At 73.0% G+C, this 20,660-nt stretch carries 19 protein-coding genes; 10 read left to right on the top strand and 9 right to left on the bottom strand.

What is annotated here, in order from left to right; genetic code table 11:
• The first annotated feature begins 11 nt into the window (after window positions 1-11).
• The 7 genes from OO63_RS07690 to OO63_RS07660 all read left to right on the top strand — a co-directional run bounded on the left by OO63_RS07690 (window position 12) and on the right by OO63_RS07660 (window position 9,514).
• Complete coding sequence (locus OO63_RS07690; RefSeq protein ID WP_030357886.1) at window positions 12-908, top strand: amidohydrolase family protein; 897 nt, start codon at window positions 12-14, stop codon at window positions 906-908.
• An 82-nt stretch (window positions 909-990) separates the two neighbouring features.
• Window positions 991-1,737: a response regulator transcription factor gene (locus OO63_RS07685; RefSeq protein WP_030357887.1), complete on the top strand. Its 747-nt coding sequence runs from the start codon at window positions 991-993 to the stop codon at window positions 1,735-1,737.
• Window positions 1,734-3,413 carry a sensor histidine kinase gene (locus tag OO63_RS07680; protein ID WP_078619000.1) on the top strand — a complete coding sequence of 560 codons (1,680 nt, stop codon included), beginning with the start codon at window positions 1,734-1,736 and terminating at the stop codon, window positions 3,411-3,413. The genes OO63_RS07685 and OO63_RS07680 overlap by 4 nt, the downstream gene beginning before the upstream one ends.
• A 26-nt stretch (window positions 3,414-3,439) precedes the next feature.
• A complete protein-coding gene (locus tag OO63_RS41375) occupies window positions 3,440-4,789 on the top strand; it encodes a bifunctional glycosyltransferase family 2/GtrA family protein (protein ID WP_051810644.1) in 1,350 nt (449 codons plus the stop codon).
• Entirely contained in the window at window positions 4,786-6,903 is a 2,118-nt protein-coding gene (locus OO63_RS07670; protein ID WP_030357890.1) for an ArnT family glycosyltransferase, read from the top strand. The genes OO63_RS41375 and OO63_RS07670 overlap by 4 nt, the downstream gene beginning before the upstream one ends.
• A gap of 92 nt (window positions 6,904-6,995) precedes the next feature.
• On the top strand, window positions 6,996-8,540 hold the full coding sequence (locus tag OO63_RS07665) for an MFS transporter (protein WP_030357891.1): 1,545 nt from the start codon (window positions 6,996-6,998) through the stop codon (window positions 8,538-8,540).
• Between the two features lie 107 nt (window positions 8,541-8,647).
• Window positions 8,648-9,514 (top strand): TetR/AcrR family transcriptional regulator, encoded by an 867-nt coding sequence (locus OO63_RS07660; protein WP_234311118.1) that lies wholly within the window; start codon window positions 8,648-8,650, stop codon window positions 9,512-9,514.
• Here OO63_RS07660 and OO63_RS07655 read toward each other — a convergent pair.
• From OO63_RS07655 to OO63_RS07640, 4 genes are all read right to left on the bottom strand, one after another.
• The gene (locus tag OO63_RS07655) at window positions 9,489-9,947 is read right to left on the bottom strand and encodes a PPOX class F420-dependent oxidoreductase (RefSeq protein ID WP_030357893.1); all 459 of its coding nucleotides are present in this window, start codon (window positions 9,945-9,947) and stop codon (window positions 9,489-9,491) included. The two genes, OO63_RS07660 and OO63_RS07655, sit on opposite strands and share 26 nt — an antisense overlap.
• A gap of 102 nt (window positions 9,948-10,049) precedes the next feature.
• A complete protein-coding gene (locus OO63_RS07650) occupies window positions 10,050-10,868 on the bottom strand; it encodes a YceI family protein (protein WP_030357894.1) in 819 nt (272 codons plus the stop codon).
• A gap of 149 nt (window positions 10,869-11,017) precedes the next feature.
• On the bottom strand, window positions 11,018-13,507 hold the full coding sequence (locus OO63_RS07645; protein WP_030357895.1) for an MFS transporter: 2,490 nt from the start codon (window positions 13,505-13,507) through the stop codon (window positions 11,018-11,020).
• A gap of 100 nt (window positions 13,508-13,607) precedes the next feature.
• Window positions 13,608-14,111 carry a MarR family winged helix-turn-helix transcriptional regulator gene (locus tag OO63_RS07640; RefSeq protein ID WP_030357896.1) on the bottom strand — a complete coding sequence of 168 codons (504 nt, stop codon included), beginning with the start codon at window positions 14,109-14,111 and terminating at the stop codon, window positions 13,608-13,610.
• A 177-nt stretch (window positions 14,112-14,288) separates the two neighbouring features.
• On the opposite strand from OO63_RS07640, the gene OO63_RS42085 reads away from it, so the two are divergent.
• Entirely contained in the window at window positions 14,289-14,522 is a 234-nt protein-coding gene (locus OO63_RS42085; RefSeq protein WP_031192533.1) for a hypothetical protein, read from the top strand.
• 65 nt (window positions 14,523-14,587) lie between these two features.
• Here the strand turns inward: OO63_RS42085 and OO63_RS07635 are convergent, their stop codons facing one another.
• From OO63_RS07635 to OO63_RS07615, 5 genes are all read right to left on the bottom strand, one after another.
• Window positions 14,588-15,466, bottom strand: coding sequence for a hypothetical protein (locus OO63_RS07635; RefSeq protein ID WP_030357897.1), 879 nt, complete (start codon window positions 15,464-15,466; stop codon window positions 14,588-14,590).
• A gap of 91 nt (window positions 15,467-15,557) precedes the next feature.
• Complete coding sequence (locus OO63_RS07630) at window positions 15,558-16,433, bottom strand: RNA polymerase sigma factor SigF (protein ID WP_030357898.1); 876 nt, start codon at window positions 16,431-16,433, stop codon at window positions 15,558-15,560.
• Window positions 16,434-16,676: 243 nt separating this feature from the next.
• Complete coding sequence (locus tag OO63_RS07625; protein ID WP_051810654.1) at window positions 16,677-17,606, bottom strand: RNA polymerase sigma factor SigF; 930 nt, start codon at window positions 17,604-17,606, stop codon at window positions 16,677-16,679.
• A gap of 212 nt (window positions 17,607-17,818) precedes the next feature.
• Window positions 17,819-18,112, bottom strand: coding sequence for a Dabb family protein (locus tag OO63_RS07620; protein ID WP_030357900.1), 294 nt, complete (start codon window positions 18,110-18,112; stop codon window positions 17,819-17,821).
• 12 nt (window positions 18,113-18,124) lie between these two features.
• A complete protein-coding gene (locus tag OO63_RS07615) occupies window positions 18,125-18,304 on the bottom strand; it encodes a hypothetical protein (protein ID WP_030357901.1) in 180 nt (59 codons plus the stop codon).
• A 517-nt stretch (window positions 18,305-18,821) separates the two neighbouring features.
• On the opposite strand from OO63_RS07615, the gene OO63_RS07610 reads away from it, so the two are divergent.
• Together OO63_RS07610 and OO63_RS07605 are read left to right on the top strand one after the other, a co-directional pair.
• A complete protein-coding gene (locus OO63_RS07610; RefSeq protein ID WP_030357902.1) occupies window positions 18,822-19,220 on the top strand; it encodes a hypothetical protein in 399 nt (132 codons plus the stop codon).
• A 139-nt stretch (window positions 19,221-19,359) separates the two neighbouring features.
• Window positions 19,360-20,493 carry a hypothetical protein gene (locus OO63_RS07605; RefSeq protein ID WP_030357903.1) on the top strand — a complete coding sequence of 378 codons (1,134 nt, stop codon included), beginning with the start codon at window positions 19,360-19,362 and terminating at the stop codon, window positions 20,491-20,493.
• Window positions 20,494-20,660: the final 167 nt, after the last annotated feature.

The raw sequence follows: 20,660 nt of genomic DNA, 5'->3' as shown, positions 1-20,660 counted from the left end.
AGGCGGCCGAAGTGGGCGAGGCAGCGGCGGCCGAGGCCGAGCGGGTCACCGCGTTCTGGGAGCGGCTCGGCCTTCCCGGACTCGTCGACGTACACACGCACTTCATGCCGGAGCGGGTCCTCAGGAAGGTGTGGGCCTACTTCGACTCGGTCGGGCCGCTCACGGGCGTGAAGTGGCCGATCACGTACCGGCACGACGAGGAGCGGCGGCTCGCGGTGCTGCGCGGGTTCGGGGTGCGGGCGTTCACGTCGATGCTGTATCCGCACAAGGCGGGCATGGCGGAGTGGCTCAACGGGTGGGCGGCACAGTTCGCCGCGCGGACGCCGGACTGCCTGCACACGGCGACGCTGTTCCCCGAGCCGGAGGCCGGGCGGTATGTGCGCGCGGCCGTCGAGGGCGGCGCGCGGGTGTTCAAGTCGCATGTGCAGGTGGGGGCGTACGACCCGAACGACGCGCTGCTCGACCCGGCGTGGGGGCTGCTCGCGGAGGCCGGGATCCCGGTGGTGATGCACTGCGGCTCGGGCCCGGCGCCCGGCAAGCACACCGGGCCCGAGCCGGTGGGCCGGCTGCTCGCGCGGCATCCGCGGCTGCCGCTGGTGGTGGCGCACATGGGGATGCCGGAGTACGCGGACTTCATGGACCTGGCCGAGCGGTACGAGGAGGTGCGGCTCGACACGACGATGGCGTTCACGGACTTCAGCGAGGCGACGACGCCGTTCCCGCGCGGGGAGCACGGGCGGCTCGCGGAGCTCGGGCTCGGCGGGAAGATCCTGCTCGGGACGGACTTCCCCAACATCCCGTACGGGTACGTCCACCAGCTCGACGCGCTGGAACGGCTCGGGCTCGGCGACGACTGGCTGCGGGCGGTCTGCCACGGGAACGGGGCGAGGCTGTTCGGGCTCGGGTGAGACGACCCGCCCCACGGGGTTTCTCAGGGAATTCACAGGTGGGCGAAAGCCGTCTCTCACCGCCGCCGCGCACGCTGAGGCCATGACGATGACCTCGCCCCAGGGGCGTACCGAACTGCTCAGGCCGGACGGGAGCCCCGTCCGCGTACTCGTCGTGGATGACGAGGTGTCGCTCACCGAGCTGCTCTCGATGGCGCTGCGGTACGAGGGCTGGGAGATCCGCAGCGCCGACGACGGCGCGGGTGCGGTGCGGGCCGCACGGAGCTTCCGGCCGGACGCCGTCGTGCTCGACATGATGCTGCCGGACATGGACGGCCTGGCCGTGCTCGGACGGCTGCGCCGCGAACTGCCGGACGTGCCCGTGCTGTTCCTGACCGCCAAGGACGCCGTCGAGGACCGCATCGCCGGGCTCACCGCGGGCGGCGACGACTACGTGACCAAGCCGTTCAGCCTCGAAGAGGTCGTCGCCCGCCTGCGCGGGCTCATCCGGCGCTCCTGCGCGTCCGGGCGGCGCAGCGAGTCCGTGCTCGCCGTCGGCGACCTCACCCTCGACGAGGACAGCCACGAGGTGACCCGCGGCGGCGACTCCATCCACCTCACCGCCACCGAGTTCGAGCTGCTGCGCTACCTGATGCGCAACCCGCGACGCGTGCTCAGCAAGGCGCAGATCCTCGACCGGGTGTGGAGCTACGACTTCGGGGGCCAGGCCAACGTCGTCGAGCTGTACATCTCGTATCTGCGGAGGAAGATCGACGCCGGGCGGGAGCCGATGATCCACACGCGGCGCGGCGCCGGGTATCTGATCAAGCCCGCCGTCCTGGCGGCGTGAAGCTCCCCCACGGCCCGCGCACCCCGCGCCCCCGCAAGCCCGCGACCCAGCACCCCCACAGGTCCCGCACCCCGCGGCCTCGCAAGCCCCGCACCCTCCGCACCCGCCTCGTCGTCTCCGCCGCAGCGCTGATCGCCGTCGTGTGCGCCGTGATCGGCACGGTCACGACGATCGCGCTGCGGTCGCATCTGTACGAGCAGGTGGACGGCGCCCTCCAGCAGGTCTCGATGCGGGCGGCCGGGCCGCCCAAGGACGCCGGGGAACCGCCGGAGCACCGCGACGAGGGGCCCGGCGGGGGCGGGCCCCTGCGGTTCGTCACCAAGGGCCCGCAGGAGGTCGGCACCGTGGGCGCCGTCGTCGGCGAGGACGGCACCCTCACCGAGGGCGCCGTCAGCACCGAGCCCGACGTGTCGAGCGGCGCCCCCGAATCCATCGGCAAGTCCCTCGACGCCGCCCAGCTCGACGCCCTCGCCGGCGTGGCCCGCGACGGCAGGCCGCACACCGTGGACGTACCGGAACTCGGCGAGTACCGCGTCGAGTACACCAGCGGCCGCTTCGGCGACTACCTCGTCGGCCTGCCCACCACCAAGGTCACCAACACCCTCAGCGCGCTCGTCGTCACCGAGGTCAGCGTCACCGCCGCCGGTCTGGTCGCGGCCTCGCTCGCGGGTGCCGCGATGGTCGGCGTGGCCCTGCGCCCGCTGCGCCGCGTCGCCGCCACCGCGACCCGTGTCTCCGAACTCCCCCTGCACAGCGGCGAAGTGGCCCTGCACGAACGCGTCCCCGACGCCGAGGCCGACGCCCGCACCGAGGTCGGCCAGGTCGGCGCCGCGCTCAACCGCATGCTCGACCACGTCCACTCGGCGCTGCACGCGCGCCAGCGCAGCGAGACCCGGGTGCGCCAGTTCGTCGCCGACGCCAGCCACGAGCTGCGCACCCCGCTCGCCTCCATCCGCGGCTACGCCGAACTGACCCGCAGGGGCCACGAGGAGACGGGCCCTGACACCCGGCACGCCCTCGGCCGCATCGAGTCCGAGGCCACCCGGATGACCGGCCTGGTCGAGGACCTGCTGCTGCTCGCCCGCCTGGACGTGGACCGAGGCGGCGGCCCCGGCGGCGGTACGCAGGCCCCGGCGCTCCGAGGCCCGGCACCGGGCCCCCTCACCTACGAGCCCACCGACCTCTCCCCCCTCGTCGTCGACGTCCTCAGCGACGCCCGCGCCGCGGGGCAGGACCACACCTGGCGCCTCGACCTGCCCGACGAGCCCGCGCTCGTCCTCGCCGACCCCGCCCGCGTCCACCAGGTCCTGGTGAACCTCCTCGCCAACGCGCGCACCCACACCCCGCCGGGCACCACCGTCACCGCCCGCGTGCACCGCGACGGCCCCTGGGTCCGCCTCGACGTCGCGGACGACGGGCCCGGCATCCCGCCCGACCTGCTCCCGCACGTCTTCGAACGGTTCGCGCGCGGTGACAGCTCCCGCTCGCGCGCCCACGGCACCCATGGTTCAACGGGTCTCGGCCTCGCCATCGTGCAGGCGGTCGTGGCCGCGCACGACGGCACCGTGACGGTCACCAGCGAGCCCGGCAGCACGGTGTTCACCGTCCGCCTGCCCGCGTACTCCCGGCGACGCGCGTACTCACAGACGGGCCACAGCCTCAGCACACCGCCCTGACAGAGCACTTGGCGAGCGTCGGACGCATGCCAACCGACTCTGCCAAGGCGCCGTCGGGCACGCTGCCGAGACGGGCGCATCTGCCCGCGCACAGCGCCCGACACGACGTACCGACGGCGCCCGTCCTCGACATCGTCATCCCGGTCCACAACGAGGAGAAGGACCTCCCGCCGTCCGTGCGCAGGCTGCACGACCACCTCACGCGGACCTTCCCGTACCGCTTCCGCGTCACGATCGCCGACAACGCGTCCACGGACCGCACCCCGCGGGTGGGGGCCGGGCTCGCGGCCCGGCTTCCCGACGTGCGGTACGTACGCCTGGAGGAGAAGGGGCGCGGGCGGGCGCTGCGGGCCGTCTGGTCCGCGTCCGACGCACCCGTGCTCGCGTACATGGACGTGGACCTGTCCACGGACCTCAACGCGCTGCTCCCCCTGGTCGCGCCGCTGATCTCCGGCCACTCGGACCTGGCGATCGGCTCCCGGCTCACGCGCAGTTCACGCGTGGTGCGCGGCGGCAAGCGGGAGTTCGTCTCCCGCGCGTACAACCTCATCCTGCGCGGCTCGCTGCACGCCCGGTTCTCCGACGCGCAGTGCGGGTTCAAGGCGCTCCGGGCGGACGTGGCAGGGGAGTTGCTGCCGCTGGTCGAGGACACGGGGTGGTTCTTCGACACCGAGATGCTGGTGCTCGCCGAGCGCGCGGGCCTGCGCATCCACGAGGTGCCCGTCGACTGGGTGGACGACCCCGACTCGTCCGTCCACATCGTCAAGACGGCGGCCGAGGACCTGAAGGGCGTGTGGCGCGTCGGCCGCGCGCTCGCCGTCGGCGCGCTCCCTCTCGACCGGCTCGCGCGCCCCTTCGGCGACGACCCGCGCGACCGCCGACTCCCGGGGGTGCCGGGCGGCCTTGCCCGCCAGCTCGTCGGCTTCTGCGCGGTCGGCGTCCTCTCCACCCTCTTCTATCTCCTCCTCTACTCCGCCTTCCGTACGTTCACGGGGGCGCAGGCCGCCAACGCGCTCGCCCTCCTCGTGTCCGCCGTCGCCAACACGGCGGCCAACCGACGGCTCACCTTCGGCGTGCGCGGCCCCGCGCGCGCCGTCCGCCATCAGGCGCAGGGCCTGGTGGTCTTCGCCGTCGGCCTGGCCCTGACCAGCGGCTCCCTCGCGGCGCTCGACGCGGCCGCCGACGACGCCGCGCACGGCACGGAGCTGGCCGTCCTCGTCGTCGCCAACCTCGCGGCGACGGTCCTGCGCTTCCTGCTCCTTCGCACGTGGGTGTTCCCGGACCGGCGCGCCCCGGTCGCGCCGCGCGCCCGTCCTCAATCGCCGGACGGGCTCGAGTCCCTCGCCGCACCCAAGACCCCGAGGAGCCCCCGATGACCTCCCCCGAAATCGCGCTGCGCGCTCGTCCTCAATCGCCGGACGGGCTCGAATCCCCCGCCTCACGCAGGATCCCGACGCCGGACGGCCTCACCACCCCCCGCTGGGCACGCCCCGCCTTCCTGGCCCTCCTGCTCACCACCGCCGCGCTCTACCTCTGGAACCTCAGTGCGTCCGGCTACGCCAACTCCTTCTACTCCGCCGCCGCGCAGGCCGGTGGCGAGAGCTGGAAGGCGATGTTCTTCGGCTCCCTGGACGCGGGCAACGCGATCACGGTCGACAAGCCCCCGGCCGCGCTCTGGCCGATGGCCCTGTCCGTGCGGCTCTTCGGCCTCAGCTCCTGGGCGATCCTGCTGCCGCAGGCGCTGATGGGCGTGGCCACGGTCGCGGTCCTGTACGCCGCCGTGCGCCGCCGTTTCAGTGCCGCCGCCGGGCTGATCGCGGGCGCGGTTCTCGCGCTCACCCCGGTCGCCGCGCTGATGTTCCGCTTCAACAACCCCGACGCGCTGCTCGCGCTCCTGATGACCGTCACCGTCTACTGCGTCCTGCGCGCCCTGGAGGACGGGCACACCAAGTGGCTGGTCTGGGCAGGCGTCGCCGTCGGCCTAGCGTTCCTCGCCAAGACCCTGCAGGCGTTCCTGATCCTGCCGCCGCTCGCGGTCCTGTACGCGGTGTGCGCGCCGGTGCGGCTGCCCAGGCGCCTTGGCCAACTCGCCCTGTCCGGGCTCGCGACGGTCGTCGCGGGCGGCTGGTGGGTCGCGGTCGTCGAGCTGTGGCCCGAGTCGTCCCGCCCCTACGTCGGCGGCTCCCAGCACAACTCCTTCCTGGAGCTGACCTTCGGCTACAACGGCCTCGGCCGCATCAACGGCGAGGAGACCGGCAGCGTCGGCGGGGGCGGCGGGCCCGGCGGCGGGGGCCGCTGGGGCGAGACCGGCCTCGGCAGGATGTTCGGCTCCGAGGTGGGCGGCCAGATCTCCTGGCTGCTTCCGGCCGCGCTGATCCTGCTGGTCGGCGGCCTGATCGTGACGTGGCGGGCGCGCAGGACGGACACCGCGCGGGCGGCGTTCGTGGCGTGGGGCGGCTCGCTCCTGATGACCGCGGCCGTCTTCAGCTTCATGGCCGGGATCTTCCACCAGTACTACACGGTGGCCCTCGCCCCCTACCTCGCGGCGCTCGTCGGCATGGGCGCGACCGTGCTGTGGGAGGAGCGCGCCAGGGCGTGGGCGGGCGTGGTGCTCGGCGGCGCGGTCGCGGTGACGGCCTGGTGGGCGTACGAACTCCTCGGCCGTACGCCCGACCATGTGCCGTGGCTGCGCTGGGCCGTGCTTGTCGCCGGGCTCGCGGGCGCGGCGGGACTGCTGCTCGCGGCCCGGCTCGGACGGCGGCTCGCCCTCACGGCCGTCGGCGTCGGCCTCGCGGCGTCGCTCGCCGGTCCGGTGGCGTACACGCTGTCCACGGTGGACAGCCCGCACACCGGGTCGATCGTGACGGCGGGGCCCGCGGGGGCGGGGCGGACGGGCGGTCCGGGTGGGCCGGGGAGGCCTGGTGGTCCCGGCGGGGACGGCGGGGGGCGGCCTCCGGGGCAGCAAGGGCAGCAGGGGCAGGCCCAGGGCCAGCAGGGACAGGCACAGGGCCAGCAGAACCCCCAGGGGCAGCACCCCGGCCCGCAAGGCCAGCCCCAGCAGAACACCCCACCGCGCGGTCAGCGCGGCGGCATGGGCGGCCTTCTCAACGGCGCCCAGGTCGGCACCGAGGAGAAGCGCCTCCTGGAAGCGAACGCCAGTGCCTACACCTGGGCCGCCGCGGCGATCGGCTCGCAGAACGCGGCGAGCCACCAACTCGCCACCGGCGAACCCGTGATGGCCATCGGCGGCTTCAACGGCAGCGACCCGTCCCCCACCCTCGCCCAGTTCAAGAGCTACGTGGCCGACGGCCGGATCCACTACTTCATCGCCGGAGGCGGCATGGGCGGAGGCATGGGCGGAGCCCGAGGCGGCGGCACGGACAGTGACCAGGGCACCGCCGCCCAGATCTCCTCCTGGGTGACGAAGAACTTCACCGAGGTCACCGCGGGCGACGCCACGTTCTACGACCTGACCGAGCCCAAGGGCTGAGCGCCCCGACGACGCGTGTTGTACAGCGTATAGGGATTCCTCTACGGTGTATATCCATCATCGATGTACACCGTATAAGGGAAGGAGCCCGCATGACGGCGACCACCGCAGCCAACCCCGAAGCAGTCGTCGGGCACGGCGACCGCCACCCGCGGCGCTGGCTGATCCTGGGCGTCATCTGCCTGGCCCAGCTCACCGTGCTGCTCGACAACACGGTCCTGAGCGTCGCGATCCCCTCGCTCACCAGCGAGCTGGACGCGTCATCGGCCGACATCCAGTGGATGATCAACGCGTACTCGCTCGTGCAGTCGGGCCTGCTGCTCACGGCGGGCAGCGCGGCCGACCGCTACGGCCGCAAGAAGCTGCTGACCGCGGGCCTGGTCCTGTTCGGCATCGGCTCGCTCGCCGCGGGCCTGGCGCAGACGTCCGCGCAGCTGATCGCGGCCCGCGCCGGGATGGGCGTAGGCGGCGCCCTGCTGATGACGACGACCCTCGCGGTCGTGGTGCAGCTCTTCGACGACGCCGAGCGGGTGAGGGCGATCGGCCTCTGGGCGATCGTCAACTCCCTCGGGTTCGCGACGGGTCCGCTGCTCGGCGGCTTCATGCTGAACCACTTCTGGTGGGGCTCGATCTTCCTGATCAACATCCCGGTGGCGCTGATCGGCGTGGTCGCGGTGGTGCGCATGGTGCCCGAGTCGAAGAACCCGCAGGGCGACCGGCCCGACCTGCTCGGCGCGCTGCTCTCCACCATCGGCATGGCGTCGGTCGTGTACGCGATCATCTCGGGCCCCGAGCACGGCTGGACGTCGGGTCAGGTCCTGGTCGCGGCCGGGGTCGGTGTGGTGGTCCTCGGGGCCTTCGCGCTGTGGGAGCTGCGGGCCCCGTACCCCATGCTGGACATGCACTTCTTCCAGAACAAGCGCTTCATCGGCGCGGTGACGGGCGCGATCCTGGTGGCCTTCGGCCTCGCCGGTTCGCTCTATCTGCTCACCCAGCACCTCCAGTTCGTCCTCGGGTACGAGCCGCTGGAGGCGGGGCTGCGCACGGCGCCGCTCGCCGTGACCGTGGTGCTCCTGAACCTGGTCGGCATCGGCGCGAAGGTGCACGCCAAGCTGGGCACGCCGCTGACGATCCTGACCGGCATGACCACGCTGGCGGGCGGCCTGGCCGTCGTCGCGTCGTTCGGGGGCCACGACTACACGGGCATGCTGGTCGGACTCGTCCTGATGGGCGCGGGAATCTCCTTCGCGATGCCCGCGATGGCCAACGCCGTCATGAGCGCCATCCCGCCGGAGAAGGCCGGGGTGGGCGCGGGCATCAACGGCACGCTCGCCGAGTTCGGCAACGGCCTCGGGGTCGCGGTGCTCGGCGCGGTCCTCAACTCCCGGTTCTCGGCGCTCGTCGCGGTGTCCGCGACGTCGTTCCCCGCGGCGATGGCGGCCGCGGACTCGGCGGGGGAGCGGGAGCGGATCTCGGACGCCTTCTCCTCCGGCCTGGAGACGAGTCAGCTCGTCGGCGCGGTGGCGCTGTTCCTCGGCGGCGCGCTGGCCGCGGCGTTGCTGTGGCGCGCGGAACGGGCAGACTCCGGGCGGAAGGCGGCGGAGCCGACGGACTCCCCGGAGCAGGCGTCCGCATAGCATCGGGACGGGTGGACGAGAGCGTCCGGCGCGAGACGTGACGGAGCGGCTCCGCCCACCCGCCCCGGCCCCGAACGGAACACGTACGAATAGCAGGAAGGTGCGCCATGGCGAAGGCAGCCGACCGCCCGAAGAGAGCCGCGCGCACGAGTGTCTGGCTGGAGGGCAAGGCGCCGCGCGGCACCGGCCGCCGGGGGGCTCAGCCGGCCGGGCTCGACCGGGACCGCATCACCGCCGCCACTGTCCGGCTCCTGGACGCGGAGGGCCTGGCCAAGTTCTCGATGCGCCGCCTCGCCGCGGAGCTGAACGTCACCGCGATGTCCGTGTACTGGTACGTGGACACCAAGGACGACCTGCTTGAGCTGGCCCTCGACCGGGTCGCCGAGGAGGTCCGCCTCCCCGACACCGAGGCCGTGCCCGCGGAGTGGCGCGAGCAGCTGCGCGAACTGGCCGCCGGGTACCGGGACCTGCTGGTCCGCCACCCCTGGGTGTCGCCGCTGATCGGCGAGTTCCTGAACATCGGGCCGAACTGGCTGGCGTTCTCCCTCGCCATCCAGCGGGCCGTGCAGAACACCGGGCTCACGCCCTACCGCCAGAACGGCGCGATCGCCGCGGTGTTCCAGTTCGTGTACGGCTTCGGGACCATCGAGGGGCACTTCCTCGCCCGGGTCGCGGCGGCGGGGATGACGCAGGACGAGTACTTCCGGGACGCGGTCGGCACGGTGAACGAGGAGCTCGCCACCAACGAGGCGGTGCGGTCCGCCGCGGAACTCATGGCGTCCCGCAGCGAGGGCACCGTCTCCGAGATGTGGGCCAGGGACTTCACGATCGCCCTGGACCTGATGATCGCGGGCATCGAGTCGATGCTGGACCCGGCCGTCCTCGCCGGGGACGGGGAGCGTGGCGCCGCCGGGGGAGCCGCCACGGCCGGGGGCGCCGGCACAGGGGTCACCGAGGAGGAAAGCCCCCGGTAGCCACCGGACCCCACCGCTCCGGGGTGACGCGGATCAGCGACTTGCCCTGCTTCCGCATCGCCTCGCGGTACTCGTCCCAGTCGGGGTGCTCGCCCGCGATGTTCCGGTAGTACTCGACGAGCGGCTCCACCGACTCAGGGGCGTCGATCACCTCCGCGGTGCCGTCGACCTGGACCCACGGGCCGTTCCACTCGTCCGACAGGACGACCACGCTGACCCGTGGGTTCCGCTTGGCGTTGCGGGTCTTGGCGCGCTCGGGGTACGTGGCGACCACGATCCGGCCCGAGTCGTCGACCCCGCAGGTCAGCGGGGAGGCCTGCGGGGTGCCGTCGGCGCGGGCGGTGAGCAGGAGCGCCTTGTGCCGGGGCCGGACGAAGTCCAGCAACTCCGCGCGGGACACGGGGGTGTTGGTGGCGATGTTCGGGGGCGTCATGGCCACGACGGTACGCCCTGCACCGCGCCCACCGGGGCCACCGCGCCCACCGCGCCCACCGCGCCCACCGGGGCCGACCTGCCCGGCCCTGCCCGGACCCGCCTAGACCTGCGGCAGCCTCTCGCCCTGCACCGCCTGGATGTCCAGCTCCACCTTCAGCGTCGTGCCGATCGCCGAGATGCCCGCCTGGAGCACCTGGTTGTAGTTCATGGCGAAGTCCTCGCGGCGCAGTTCGGCGGTGGCGCGGAAGGCCGCGCGGGTGCCGCCCCACGGGTCGGCGCCGGTGCCGAGGTAGGCCAGGTCGAGGTCGACGGGGCGTACGACGCCGTGCATGCCGAGTTCGCCGCGCACGGTCCACCGGTCGGATCCGGTGGGTTCGAGCCCGGTCGACCGGTAGGTGATCTCCGGGTACGCCTCGACGTCCAGGAAGTCGCCGGACTTCAGGTGGCCGTCGCGCATCGCGTTGCCGGTGTCGATGGACGCGGCACCTATGACCGCCTCGACCCGCGACTTCTCCAGGTCCTCGGCGATCTCCACCCGCCCCGAGAACTCCGTGAACCGCCCGCGCACGCTGGAGATCCCCAGGTGCTGCGCGACGGCGGCCACGGACGAGTGCACGGGGTCGACGGTCCACGGTCCGGGCAGCGGCAGCTCGGCGCCACCGGCGCGGCCGAGGACGACCTGGCCGACGTCGGCACGCCCGCTCGCGGTGACCAGGGCGGTGGCGGCGGCGGGCGCGTACCCGACGGCGGTGACGATGACGGTGTACGGCCCGGCGGCCAGCTCCGTGGCGTCCCGCACCACGCCGTCCCCGTCGGCGTCGGCGCGCAGCACCTGCGTCCCCGTCATGTCGGTCACCGTCACGACGGCGTGCGGCACGGCCCACCCGTCCCTGGTCCGGATCCGCGCACTAAGTCCCACGTTTCAAGCTCCTTGCAGAGGTCCGAAAAGCAATCGGCCCCCGGCGGTGGCGACCGGCCGTCCCCAACCGTCGCGTCGCCACCGTCCCGGGGGCCCTACGCACCGCCCGGGGCCGCGTCCGCTCAAAGCGCGGCCCTGGGCGGAGTCAATCACTCGCCCGGGTGGGCGAGTTCGATGTCGTGCCCTTCGACGACGCCGCCGTCGCCGCCGACCGTCAGGCCGGTGGCCACGGGCGGGTAGCCGGTCGCGATGACCGTGTACTCGCCGCCGTCCAGGTCGGTGAAGGCGTACTCGCCGTCCGTCCCGGTGGTGGCGGTGGCCACGACGTTCCCGGCCGCGTCGACGAGCGTGACGCGGGCGCCGTTCAGCGGCCCGCCCGCGGCCCGCACGGTGCCGAGCACCCGCGCGCCGGACCGCAGTTCGACCTCGACGCGGGTGACGCCGACGGCGGACACCTCGACGGGCAGGGCCACAGGGCGGTGCCCCGCCGCGTTCACGGCGACGGTCACGGGCCCGGGGACCAGCTCGGCGAAGGCGAAGTCGCCCTGCTCGCCGGAGGTCCCGGTGGCGAGCACGTCCCCGCGCACATCGGTCACGACGACCATGGCACCGGCCACGGGCTCCTTGGCGTCGGCGGTCCGCACGACCCCGCCGAGCCCGCTGGTGCCGCTCAGGAGCAGGTCGTACGCGAGCGGCTCGGCGCCGACCACGACGGTCGATGCCTGCGGCTGGAACCCGTCGGCGGAGGCGATCAGGACGTACGAACCGGCGCCGGGGGCGTCCACGGCGTACGAGCCGTCGTCCTGGGCGACCGCGCGCCCCAACTGCCGCCCGCCGAGGGAGATCAGCGTGACCGCGGCCCGGGGCACGGGCGCGCTCTCGGCGCCGCGCACGAAGCCGCGTACCGGCACGCCCCCGCCGGTGTCCTGCGCGGGCGCCGCGCCGGAGCCCGCGACGGACGCCGTGGCGGCGAGCCGCTGCGTGCCCTCGGGTCCTGCCTCGGTGTGCGCGGCGACGGAGGCGAGCACGGGCTCGGCGTCGGCGGCCGGTGCGGCCTCGGCGGGTACGGGCGCTGCGGGCGAGGCGGGCGCGGAGGTGTCGCCGGACTCGGCGGCCTGCGCGAGCGCTCCGGCCGTGCGCAGCGGCACCTCCTTGATGAAGAGGGTGACCACGAACGCGAGGAACGCGATGGGCGCGGCGATCAGGAACACGTCCGCGATGCCGTGGCCGTAGGCGCTCTCCATCACGGTCCGGAACGGCGCGGGCAGCGCGTCCAGGTCCGGGATGCCGCCCCCGCCGGTGCCGCCGTGGCCGAGGGCCGCGCCCTGCGGGCCGAGGTCGGCGAGGCCGTCCTTCACGTAGTCGGTGATGCGCGTCGACATCACGGCGCCGAGCGCCGAGACGCCCATGGCGCCGCCGAGGGACCGGAAGAAGGTGACGACGGAGCTGGCGGCGCCGATGTCCTCGGGCGCGACCTGGTTCTGCGTGCACAGCACCAGGTTCTGCATCATCATGCCGATGCCGAGGCCCATCAGCGCCATGTAGCAGGCGATGTGCCAGTACGCGGTGTCGTACCGCATGGTGCCGAGGAGACCGAGGCCCGCGGTCAGCAGTACACCGCCGCTGACCAGCCAGGCCTTCCACTTGCCCGTCTTGGTGATGAGCTGCCCGGAGACGGTGGACGACACGAACAGGCCCGCGATCATCGGGATCGTCATGACGCCGGACATCGTGGGCGACTTGCCGCGCGCCAGCTGGAAGTACTGGCTGAAGAAGACGGTGCCCGCGAACATCGCGACGCCGACGAACAGCGAGGCGACCGAGGCGAGGGCGATGGTGCGGTTGCGGAACAGCCGCAGCGGGATGATCGGCTCGCTGGCCCTGGACTCCACGAGCAGGAACAGCAGGCCGAGGACGATCGAGCCGCCGACCATCGCGTACGACTGCCACGACAGCCAGTCGTACTTCTTGCCGGAGCCGGAGCCCGCGAAGGTCACCCAGACCAGGAGCAGCGAGACGGCGGCGGTGATGAAGAAGGCGCCGGCCCAGTCGACCTTCACCTCGCGCTTCACGACGGGCAGCTTCAGGGTCTTCTGGAGCACGATCAGGGCGATGATCGCGAAGGGCACGCCGACGTAGAAGCACCAGCGCCAGCCGAGCCAGGAGGTGTCGGTGATGACGCCGCCGAGCAGCGGGCCGCCGACGGTGGCGACGGCGAAGGTCGCGCCGAGGTAGCCGGAGTAACGGCCGCGCTCGCGCGGGGAGATCATCGCGGCCATGACGATCTGGGCGAGCGCCGAGAGGCCGCCGACGCCGATGCCCTGCACCACGCGGCAGGCGATCAGCATCCCGGCGTTCTGCGAGAGACCGGCGACGACCGAGCCGAGGACATAGATGACCAGGGCTATCTGGACGAGCGCCTTCTTGCTGAAGAGGTCGGACAGCTTGCCCCACAGCGGGGTGCTCGCCGTCATCGAGAGCAGTGCGGCGGTGACGACCCAGGTGTACGCGGACTGGCCGCCGCCGAGGTCGCCGATGATCTCGGGCAGGGCGTTGGAGACGATCGTCGACGACAGGATCGCGACGAACATGCCGAGCAGGAGGCCGGACAGCGCCTCCATGATCTGCCGGTGCGTCATCGGGGCGCCGCTGCCCGGGTGCCCGTGCGCTCCGTGCTTGGCATGGCTGCCCCGCACACCGGACGGTGTGGATGTTGCCATGGGTTCCTTTTCCTGATTCTTACGCGGGTGTACGGGTGGTCTCGGTGGGTTCATCGGGCGCGTGCGGTGCTCCGGGGAGCCGGGCCGAAGCCGCGCGGCAGTCCCCGAATCCCGCACGCAGGCGCCCGAGCAGCGAGCTGAGCCGGCCGACGTCGGCGTCGGACCAGTCGTGCAGGTAGTGGGCGAGGGTCGCGATGGACAGCTCGGACAGCTCCTCGAACTTGGCCTCGCCCGCGGGCGTCAGCCGCAGGATGCGCGAGCGCTTGTCCGCGGGGTCCGGGGCCCGGTCGATCCAGCCGCGCTCCGCGACGTGCGCGACATGACGGCTGGTCACCGACATGTCGACGGCAAGGAGTTCCGCGAGGCGGCTCATCCGCATCTCGCCGTGGCGCTGGAGCAGGGTGAGCACGGCGGCGGAGCCGCTCGGGCAGTCGGCGGGCAGACCGCGGCCGAGGCCGCGCTTCACGGCGCCGATGGCGCTGAGCTGGCGGGCCAGCTCCGCGTACTCACGCTGTGCGGCCATGGCGTCCACCCTCACTTTTCGTTGCTTAGGGCAACCATAGAAGCAGTTGGTTGCCGCAGGCAAACTAAAACCGGACCAACGGGCTAAAGGGCTGGCAAAGGTCTCGGACCACGGAGGTAAAGCCGCCGGTCAGCGAGGGTTGGGCCGGGCGGCGGGGATTCGCTAGGGTCCTGCCCCATGGCACACAACCCCCATGCACCGCAGGGCGCCCCGGGCCCCGAGGGCCAGCACGGTCAGCACGACCCGGCGGGCTCCACTCAGATGTTCCGCGCCTTCGTCGACGAGCCGCCGCAGGGCAGCCGTGCGCAGCGGCAGGCGGCGGCCCCGGCGGGCCCGCGCATCGGCCTCATCGTGGGCGTGGTCGCGGCGATCGTGATCGTGGCCGCGGTGGCCTGGCTGGCGCTGAAGTAACGCTCCGGCGCGCGCCCGTACGCGGGTGCGCGCGCCAAGGGGCGCGTCCCCGGTCCCCTCGGGGGCTACTTCCACTCCACGTCGACCACGCGCGTCTCGACCCGCATGCCGAGCGGAACGCGCCACCAGTCGACACAAACAGGCCAAGTCTTCTTCACGGTTCTCCCGGCCTCGATGGGCGCCGGGAGCTTCCGCGTGGACTCGATCGTCCCCCAGTCCACGCCGAGGGCGCCGATGATGTGCGTACCGAACGTCACGCTGCCCGAACGCGCCGCGGAACCCCCGGTGTTGCGGAAGCTGACGGTCACGTCCTCGCACCACCGCTTGTCCCCGGCGGCGCGCCGGGGCTCGCCGACCTTGAGGATGGCGGGGGTGGGGGGTTTCGGCTTCGGGTCCGGGTTCGGCTTGGGGTCCGGGTCCGGGTTCGGTCCGGGCTTGGGGGGAGTGCCGGGGCCGGGGGTGGTATCGCTCGGGGGGCCGGGGCGGGTGCCGTCGTCGTCTGCGCCGCCGCCCTCGCCGTGACCGGTCGACGAGTCGCCCTGGGCGCCCGGGGAGCCTGAACCGGCGCTGCCGCCCGGCGACTTCCCGTCCGGGGCCGTCCCGCCCCTGGCCCCGGCGCCGGGCGAACCCTCACCCGGCGAACGGCCGTCGTCACCCCCGGCCCGCCCGGTTCCGTCCACCCCGGAGCCCTTCCTCGGCGGCCCCTCGGACGGGCTCCCTGACGGCTTCCCGTCCAGCGGCACGAACTCCACGTCCCCGCCGGGCCCCACGGCCTTCCCGGACCCCTTCTCCGGCCCGCCCCCGGCCGCACCGGTGGCCACGAAGCCGTCCCGCCCGTCACCGCCGCACGCCACGACAAGGCCGCCCAGACCCAGTACGACCGCCGAGGCGCCCGCTATCGCGCCCCGGCGGCCACGTCCGCCACTCCACGCACCACGAAGCATCGCGCCAGTGTGGCTGACGCTCCGTCAATGAGGAACCCTGTCAACAGGAATGGGCCGAACGGCGACGGCACACCGGCGGGGCGCGGTCGGATCAGTCCGCGATGAGCCCTTCCCGCAGCTGTGACAGCGTTCGCGTCAGCAGGCGCGAGACGTGCATCTGCGAGATGCCGACCTCCTCGCCGATCTGGGACTGCGTCATGTTCGCGAAGAAGCGCAGCATGATGATGCGGCGCTCGCGCGGCGGCAGCTTGGCGAGGAGCGGCTTCAGGGACTCGCGGTACTCGACGCCCTCCAGGGCCGTGTCCTCGTAGCCGAGGCGGTCCGCGAGGGAGCCCTCGCCGCCGTCGTCCTCGGGGGCGGGGGAGTCGAGGGAGGAGGCGGTGTACGCGTTGCCGACGGCGAGGCCGTCGACCACGTCCTCCTCGGACACGCCGAGCACGGCGGCCAGTTCGGGCACCGTGGGCGAGCGGTCGAGGCGCTGGGCGAGCTCGTCGCTGGCCTTCGTGAGGGCCAGGCGCAGCTCCTGGAGCCGGCGCGGGACGCGCACGGACCAGCTGGTGTCCCGGAAGAAGCGCTTGATCTCGCCGACGACGGTCGGCATCGCGAACGTCGGGAACTCCACGCCACGTTCGCAGTCGAACCGGTCGATCGCCTTGATCAGGCCGATGGTGCCGACCTGGACGATGTCCTCCATCGGTTCGTTGCGGCTGCGGAAGCGCGCCGCGGCGTACCGCACCAGGGGGAGGTTGAGCTCGATCAGGGTGTCTCTGACGTAGGCACGCTCGGGGCTGTCCTGGTCGAGTGCGGCGAGCCGCAGGAAGAGGGAGCGGGACAGGGTGCGGGTGTCGATGGCTCCCGGGGCCGGGGATACGGCCTCGGAACCCTTGAGCGCGTCGGGCGCTGATTCGCTCGCACTGTCTTCGAGCGTGAGCGTGAGCACCTTCGAGCTGCCCTGGTCTGCGGACATGCCACCCCCTTGAGGTCGCGGACGGTCGCGGCCGGCGCCCCGTCGAAGGAACGCAGCCTCCACCTGAATACCGGCGGCAGGGCCCCGGCAAACGCGGTTCCAGCAGAATGTCACATGTCGGCAACACGCTGTAGTGACTTGTCGACAAGTGAGGGTGACGTCCGTGCAGGAAAGAGGGGGTCTGAGACTTTTTCGGCCCCGACTCCGTCGGTAACGGCCGAAAGGCTGTTCCACCCGATACGGTTACGCCTCGATCCGATTTGCGGACCGAAGCCGCGCGAAGCTTCTGGCCAGCAGTCTCGACACATGCATCTGGGAAACGCCCAATTCGGCGCTGATCTGGGACTGCGTCAGATTGCTGTAGTAGCGAAGCAGCAGGATCCGCTGTTCCCGCTCGGGCAGTTGGACCAGCAGGTGCCGGACCAGGTCGCGGTGCTCGACGCCGTCCAGGGCCGGGTCCTCGTACCCGAGCCGGTCCAGGAGCCCGGGCAGCCCGTCGCCCTCCTGCGCGGCCTCCAGGGACGTCGCGTGGTACGAACGCCCGGCCTCGATGCAGGAGAGCACCTCCTCCTCGGTGATCCGCAGGCGCTCGGCGATCTCGGCGGTGGTGGGGGAGCGCCCGAAGGACGTGGTCAGGTCCTCCGTCGCCCCGGTGACCTGCACCCACAGCTCGTGCAGCCGCCGCGGTACGTGGACGGTGCGCACGTTGTCGCGGAAGTACCGCTTGATCTCGCCGACGACCGTGGGCATGGCGAAGGTCGGGAACTGCACGCCCCGGTCGGGGTCGAAGCGGTCGATGGCGTTGATGAGGCCGATGGTGCCGACCTGGACGACGTCCTCCATCGGCTCGTTGCGGCTGCGGAAGCGGGCGGCGGCGTAGCGCACCAGGGGCAGGTTGGCCTCGATGAGCGCGCCGCGCACCCTGCCGTGCTCGACGGTGCCCGGCTCAAGGTCCTTGAGCTGGGCGAAGAGCACCTGGGTGAGGGCGCGGGTGTCGGCGCCCCTGCTGCTCGGCGCCTTCGCGGGCGGCGGCCCGGCGGGCGGCTCCTCGGCGGCCTGCGCGGGCGGGGCTTCGGGAGCCCGTGCGTGCGGTGGGTCGGTGGCCCGGGCGGGCGGGGTCTCGGGCGCCTGTGCGGGCGGTGCTTCGGGCGCAGAACTGGCCGGCACGGTCAACGCCACCCCTTCTCCGGCGAGTCCGGCCGAGCTCGGTCAAGCTCGGTCGACCTCGGTCAACTCATCCGTCAAAAGCGGTCATAGCATCACAAGACATGTGCACTGTGTGCAAGCACCTGATAACTCCGTGTTGAGGGGCAAGTTGGGGCAGAAGACGCGAAACGGCCCCGCACCGTTCCCGGTGCGGGGCCGTGGAAAACGCGGCGGCGGCCTCAGAACTCGTAGTCGGCGATCACCCACGTGGCGAACTCGCGCCACAGTCCGACGCCCGCCTGGTGCGCGGGGTGCTCCAGGTAGCGGGTGAGCGCATCGGTGTCGTCGACGGCCGAGTTGATGGCGTAGTCGTACGCGATGGGGCGCTCGGAGATGTTCCAGGCGCACTCCCAGAAGCGCAGCTCGGGAATGATCCCGCCGAGCTCCTCGAAGGCCTTGACGCCCGCGACGACGCGGGGGTCGTCGCGCTCGACGCCGTCGTTGAGCTTGAAGAGGACCAGATGGCGGATCACGGGCGCGCTCCCTCAGTCGTCCTTGCCGCCGTTGGCGACCCAGGTCATGAAGTCGCCGATGGCCTTGGCGGCGTTCGAAATGCCCTCGAACCCTACCTGGACGTAGTCCGCGGCCTTGGCCGGGTCGGTGATGATCACGTACAGGACGAACACCACGAGGACGAAAAGAATGATCTTTTTCGGGTCCTTCACGCTGTGGCCTCCCCTTGCCCGTTCATCCCCGCACCCCCGCGTGCCGTGTTCCGCGCCGTGTTCCGCTTGTGCCGGGCGAGTCTAACGTGGCGCGAACTCACCAGGTTTTTAAGGACCAATGACCCGGCGGCAGAGGCCCTTCGCCTGCCCGTTTCCGGTTGCGGGCGGCGCAGGATGGTGGCGAGCCCGGCGGATCTGGCAGGAATCCAAGGGCCCGGGACCGGTCTCCACTGCGGGGTCCGCGCCGTCCTCTTCCCCCGGTGGCGGCGTTGACCGGCGAGTTCGGTCCTCATCGGGGGAGGTGGCTTGTCCCCCCGATGCCGCCTCCCCCGTCCTATCGGAAGAACGCCCCGGCGCCATGACGGCGCCGGGGTTTTTCCGTGTCTGTTCGGTGTTCTCCGAGTTCTCCGGTGGCGCCCTGCCCTTCTCCGCCGACGGCCCCGCGAAATGGCGAAGCACTCGTGATCAATACCCCCGGTACGTATGCTTGTCCGTATTACGGGGGGTGATGCATCCCATGCAGATGGTCATTCACGTACGACTGTCCGTCGCCGCCGACGAACTGCCCAGGTTTCTCGTTCCCGCGGCGGAACCGACGCTGCGCGCCCTTTTCGAACGGCTGGGCGGAACGCTCCAGTCCTTGAGCCTGCACCCGCCCGACGGCGTCGAGCTGTACTTCACGCTGCCCGCCGAGCCCCAGCCGACCGCCGACTCCATCGAACAGGTCATGCGGCTCCTGCGCGGCGCCTTCGGCCTGCGCCCCGGCCCCCACCAGATCGTCCCCCCGGCCCGTACGGGCGCCACCGGCACCCGCCGCCTCCAGTTCGGCGGCACCCGCGGACGCGGGCGGGTGTGCGCCGAGTGCGGCGGGGCCGACGAGCGGCACGAGCGGGGGTGCCCGCGTTCCCGGAGCTGAGGGGAGGGGGGCGCGTGGTCGGCGGGGCGGGGGTGGTCCGCCGGGCGGGCGCGGAGGTGGCCCCTCGGGCGCGGGCGGAGGTGGTCCACGGCGCCGTGGTGGTGCGCGGGCCCCGCGTGGAGCCGGTGCGCCGCGCCGGGTGGTGCGGCGGGCGGTACGGGCGCCGCGGCGGCTCCCGCGCGACACCTGGCAGCCGCCGCTCCCCCTCGGGTACGCCGCCAGCATCCAGGGCCTCGGCGGCTTCGCGGCCCCGCTGCTCGCGGGAGCGAGCTTCACCATGGCCGCGCTGCTCCTGCCGACGCTCGCCGCGGCCCAGCCCCGCTTCGCCCGCTGGCCGGACGCGGCGGTGTCCCTGTTCATCGCCTCCGGCCTCGCGCAGATCGGCGCCGTCCAGGCCGCCGTCTGGGCCCGCCGCTACGACACCCTGCCCGAGGAGTTGGCCCAGTGGTGGCCCGGCGAGATGCGCGACGGGCGGCCGACCCGCTGGCTGCGCAACGTCCAGCGCGGCCACGCCACCCTCAGCCTGCGCTGGGCCGACCGCACCCGCGGCTTCTACCACGCCGGAATCGTCCTCCTCCTGAGCGGCACCCTCGTCGTCGGTGTACCCCCGGGGCGGGTGCCCGGCCCCCGCTGGACCCTCATCGGCACGGCCGCCGTCGGCCTCGTCGGCGAACTGGCCTGGCTCGTCCACGCGGCCTTCTTCGACCCCGCCCGCCGCCGCGCGGCCCACGGCCATGCGGCGGCCGGGGTGGCGGGCCTCGTCGCGGCGTCGGCGTCGCTGCCGTCCGTCGGGGGGACGGGGCGGGCGGTGGCGGGGGCGGTGCTGGCCGGGGCGGCGGCGGGTCATGCCGTGGTGACGGCACGGGCGGTGCGGGAGGTGTGGGCGGGGTGTGTGGTGCGGGGGAGGGGGTTGGGCGCGCTGCTGAGGCGTGTGGTGCGGGGTGGGGCGTCGGGCGCGCCGGTGAGGCGTGTGGTGCGGGGTACGGGGTCGGGCGCGTCGCTGAGGCGTGTGGTGCGGGGTACGAGGTCGGGCGCACCGCCGAGGCGTGCGGTCAGGGGGACGACGTCGGGCGCGTCGCCGAGCGTGTGGCCGACGGTGGCCTTCGCGACGGGCGCCGCCGTGCTCGCGGCCGGGGCGGGGCTGCTCCTCACGACGGACTCGACACCGGCCCGGGCGGCGGTGGCGACGAGCGCGGCGCTGGTCGCGGGGGCCCATCTGGCGCGGTTCGTCAGGCTGGTGCTGGCGGAGCGGGCGGAGGACGGGGAGCAGTGAGGGGCGACGGGTCTGCTCCGGATGGGGCGGGGCGGGCTCTGCGGACGGCCCCGCCCCGCTCACCGTGCGGACGGCCCCGCCCCCTCACCGTGCGGACCGGTCCACCTCAGCCGCCCCCCGCCCATGCCGCTCCCGATGCCCCCGCACCCCCCCTTCCCCTCGTCCCC

It is taken from the genome of Streptomyces alboflavus (assembly GCF_000716675.1).
In the GTDB taxonomy this organism is placed as follows: Bacteria; Actinomycetota; Actinomycetes; order Streptomycetales; family Streptomycetaceae; genus Streptomyces; species Streptomyces alboflavus.
This window is presented reverse-complemented; position numbering and strand designations above follow the sequence as displayed.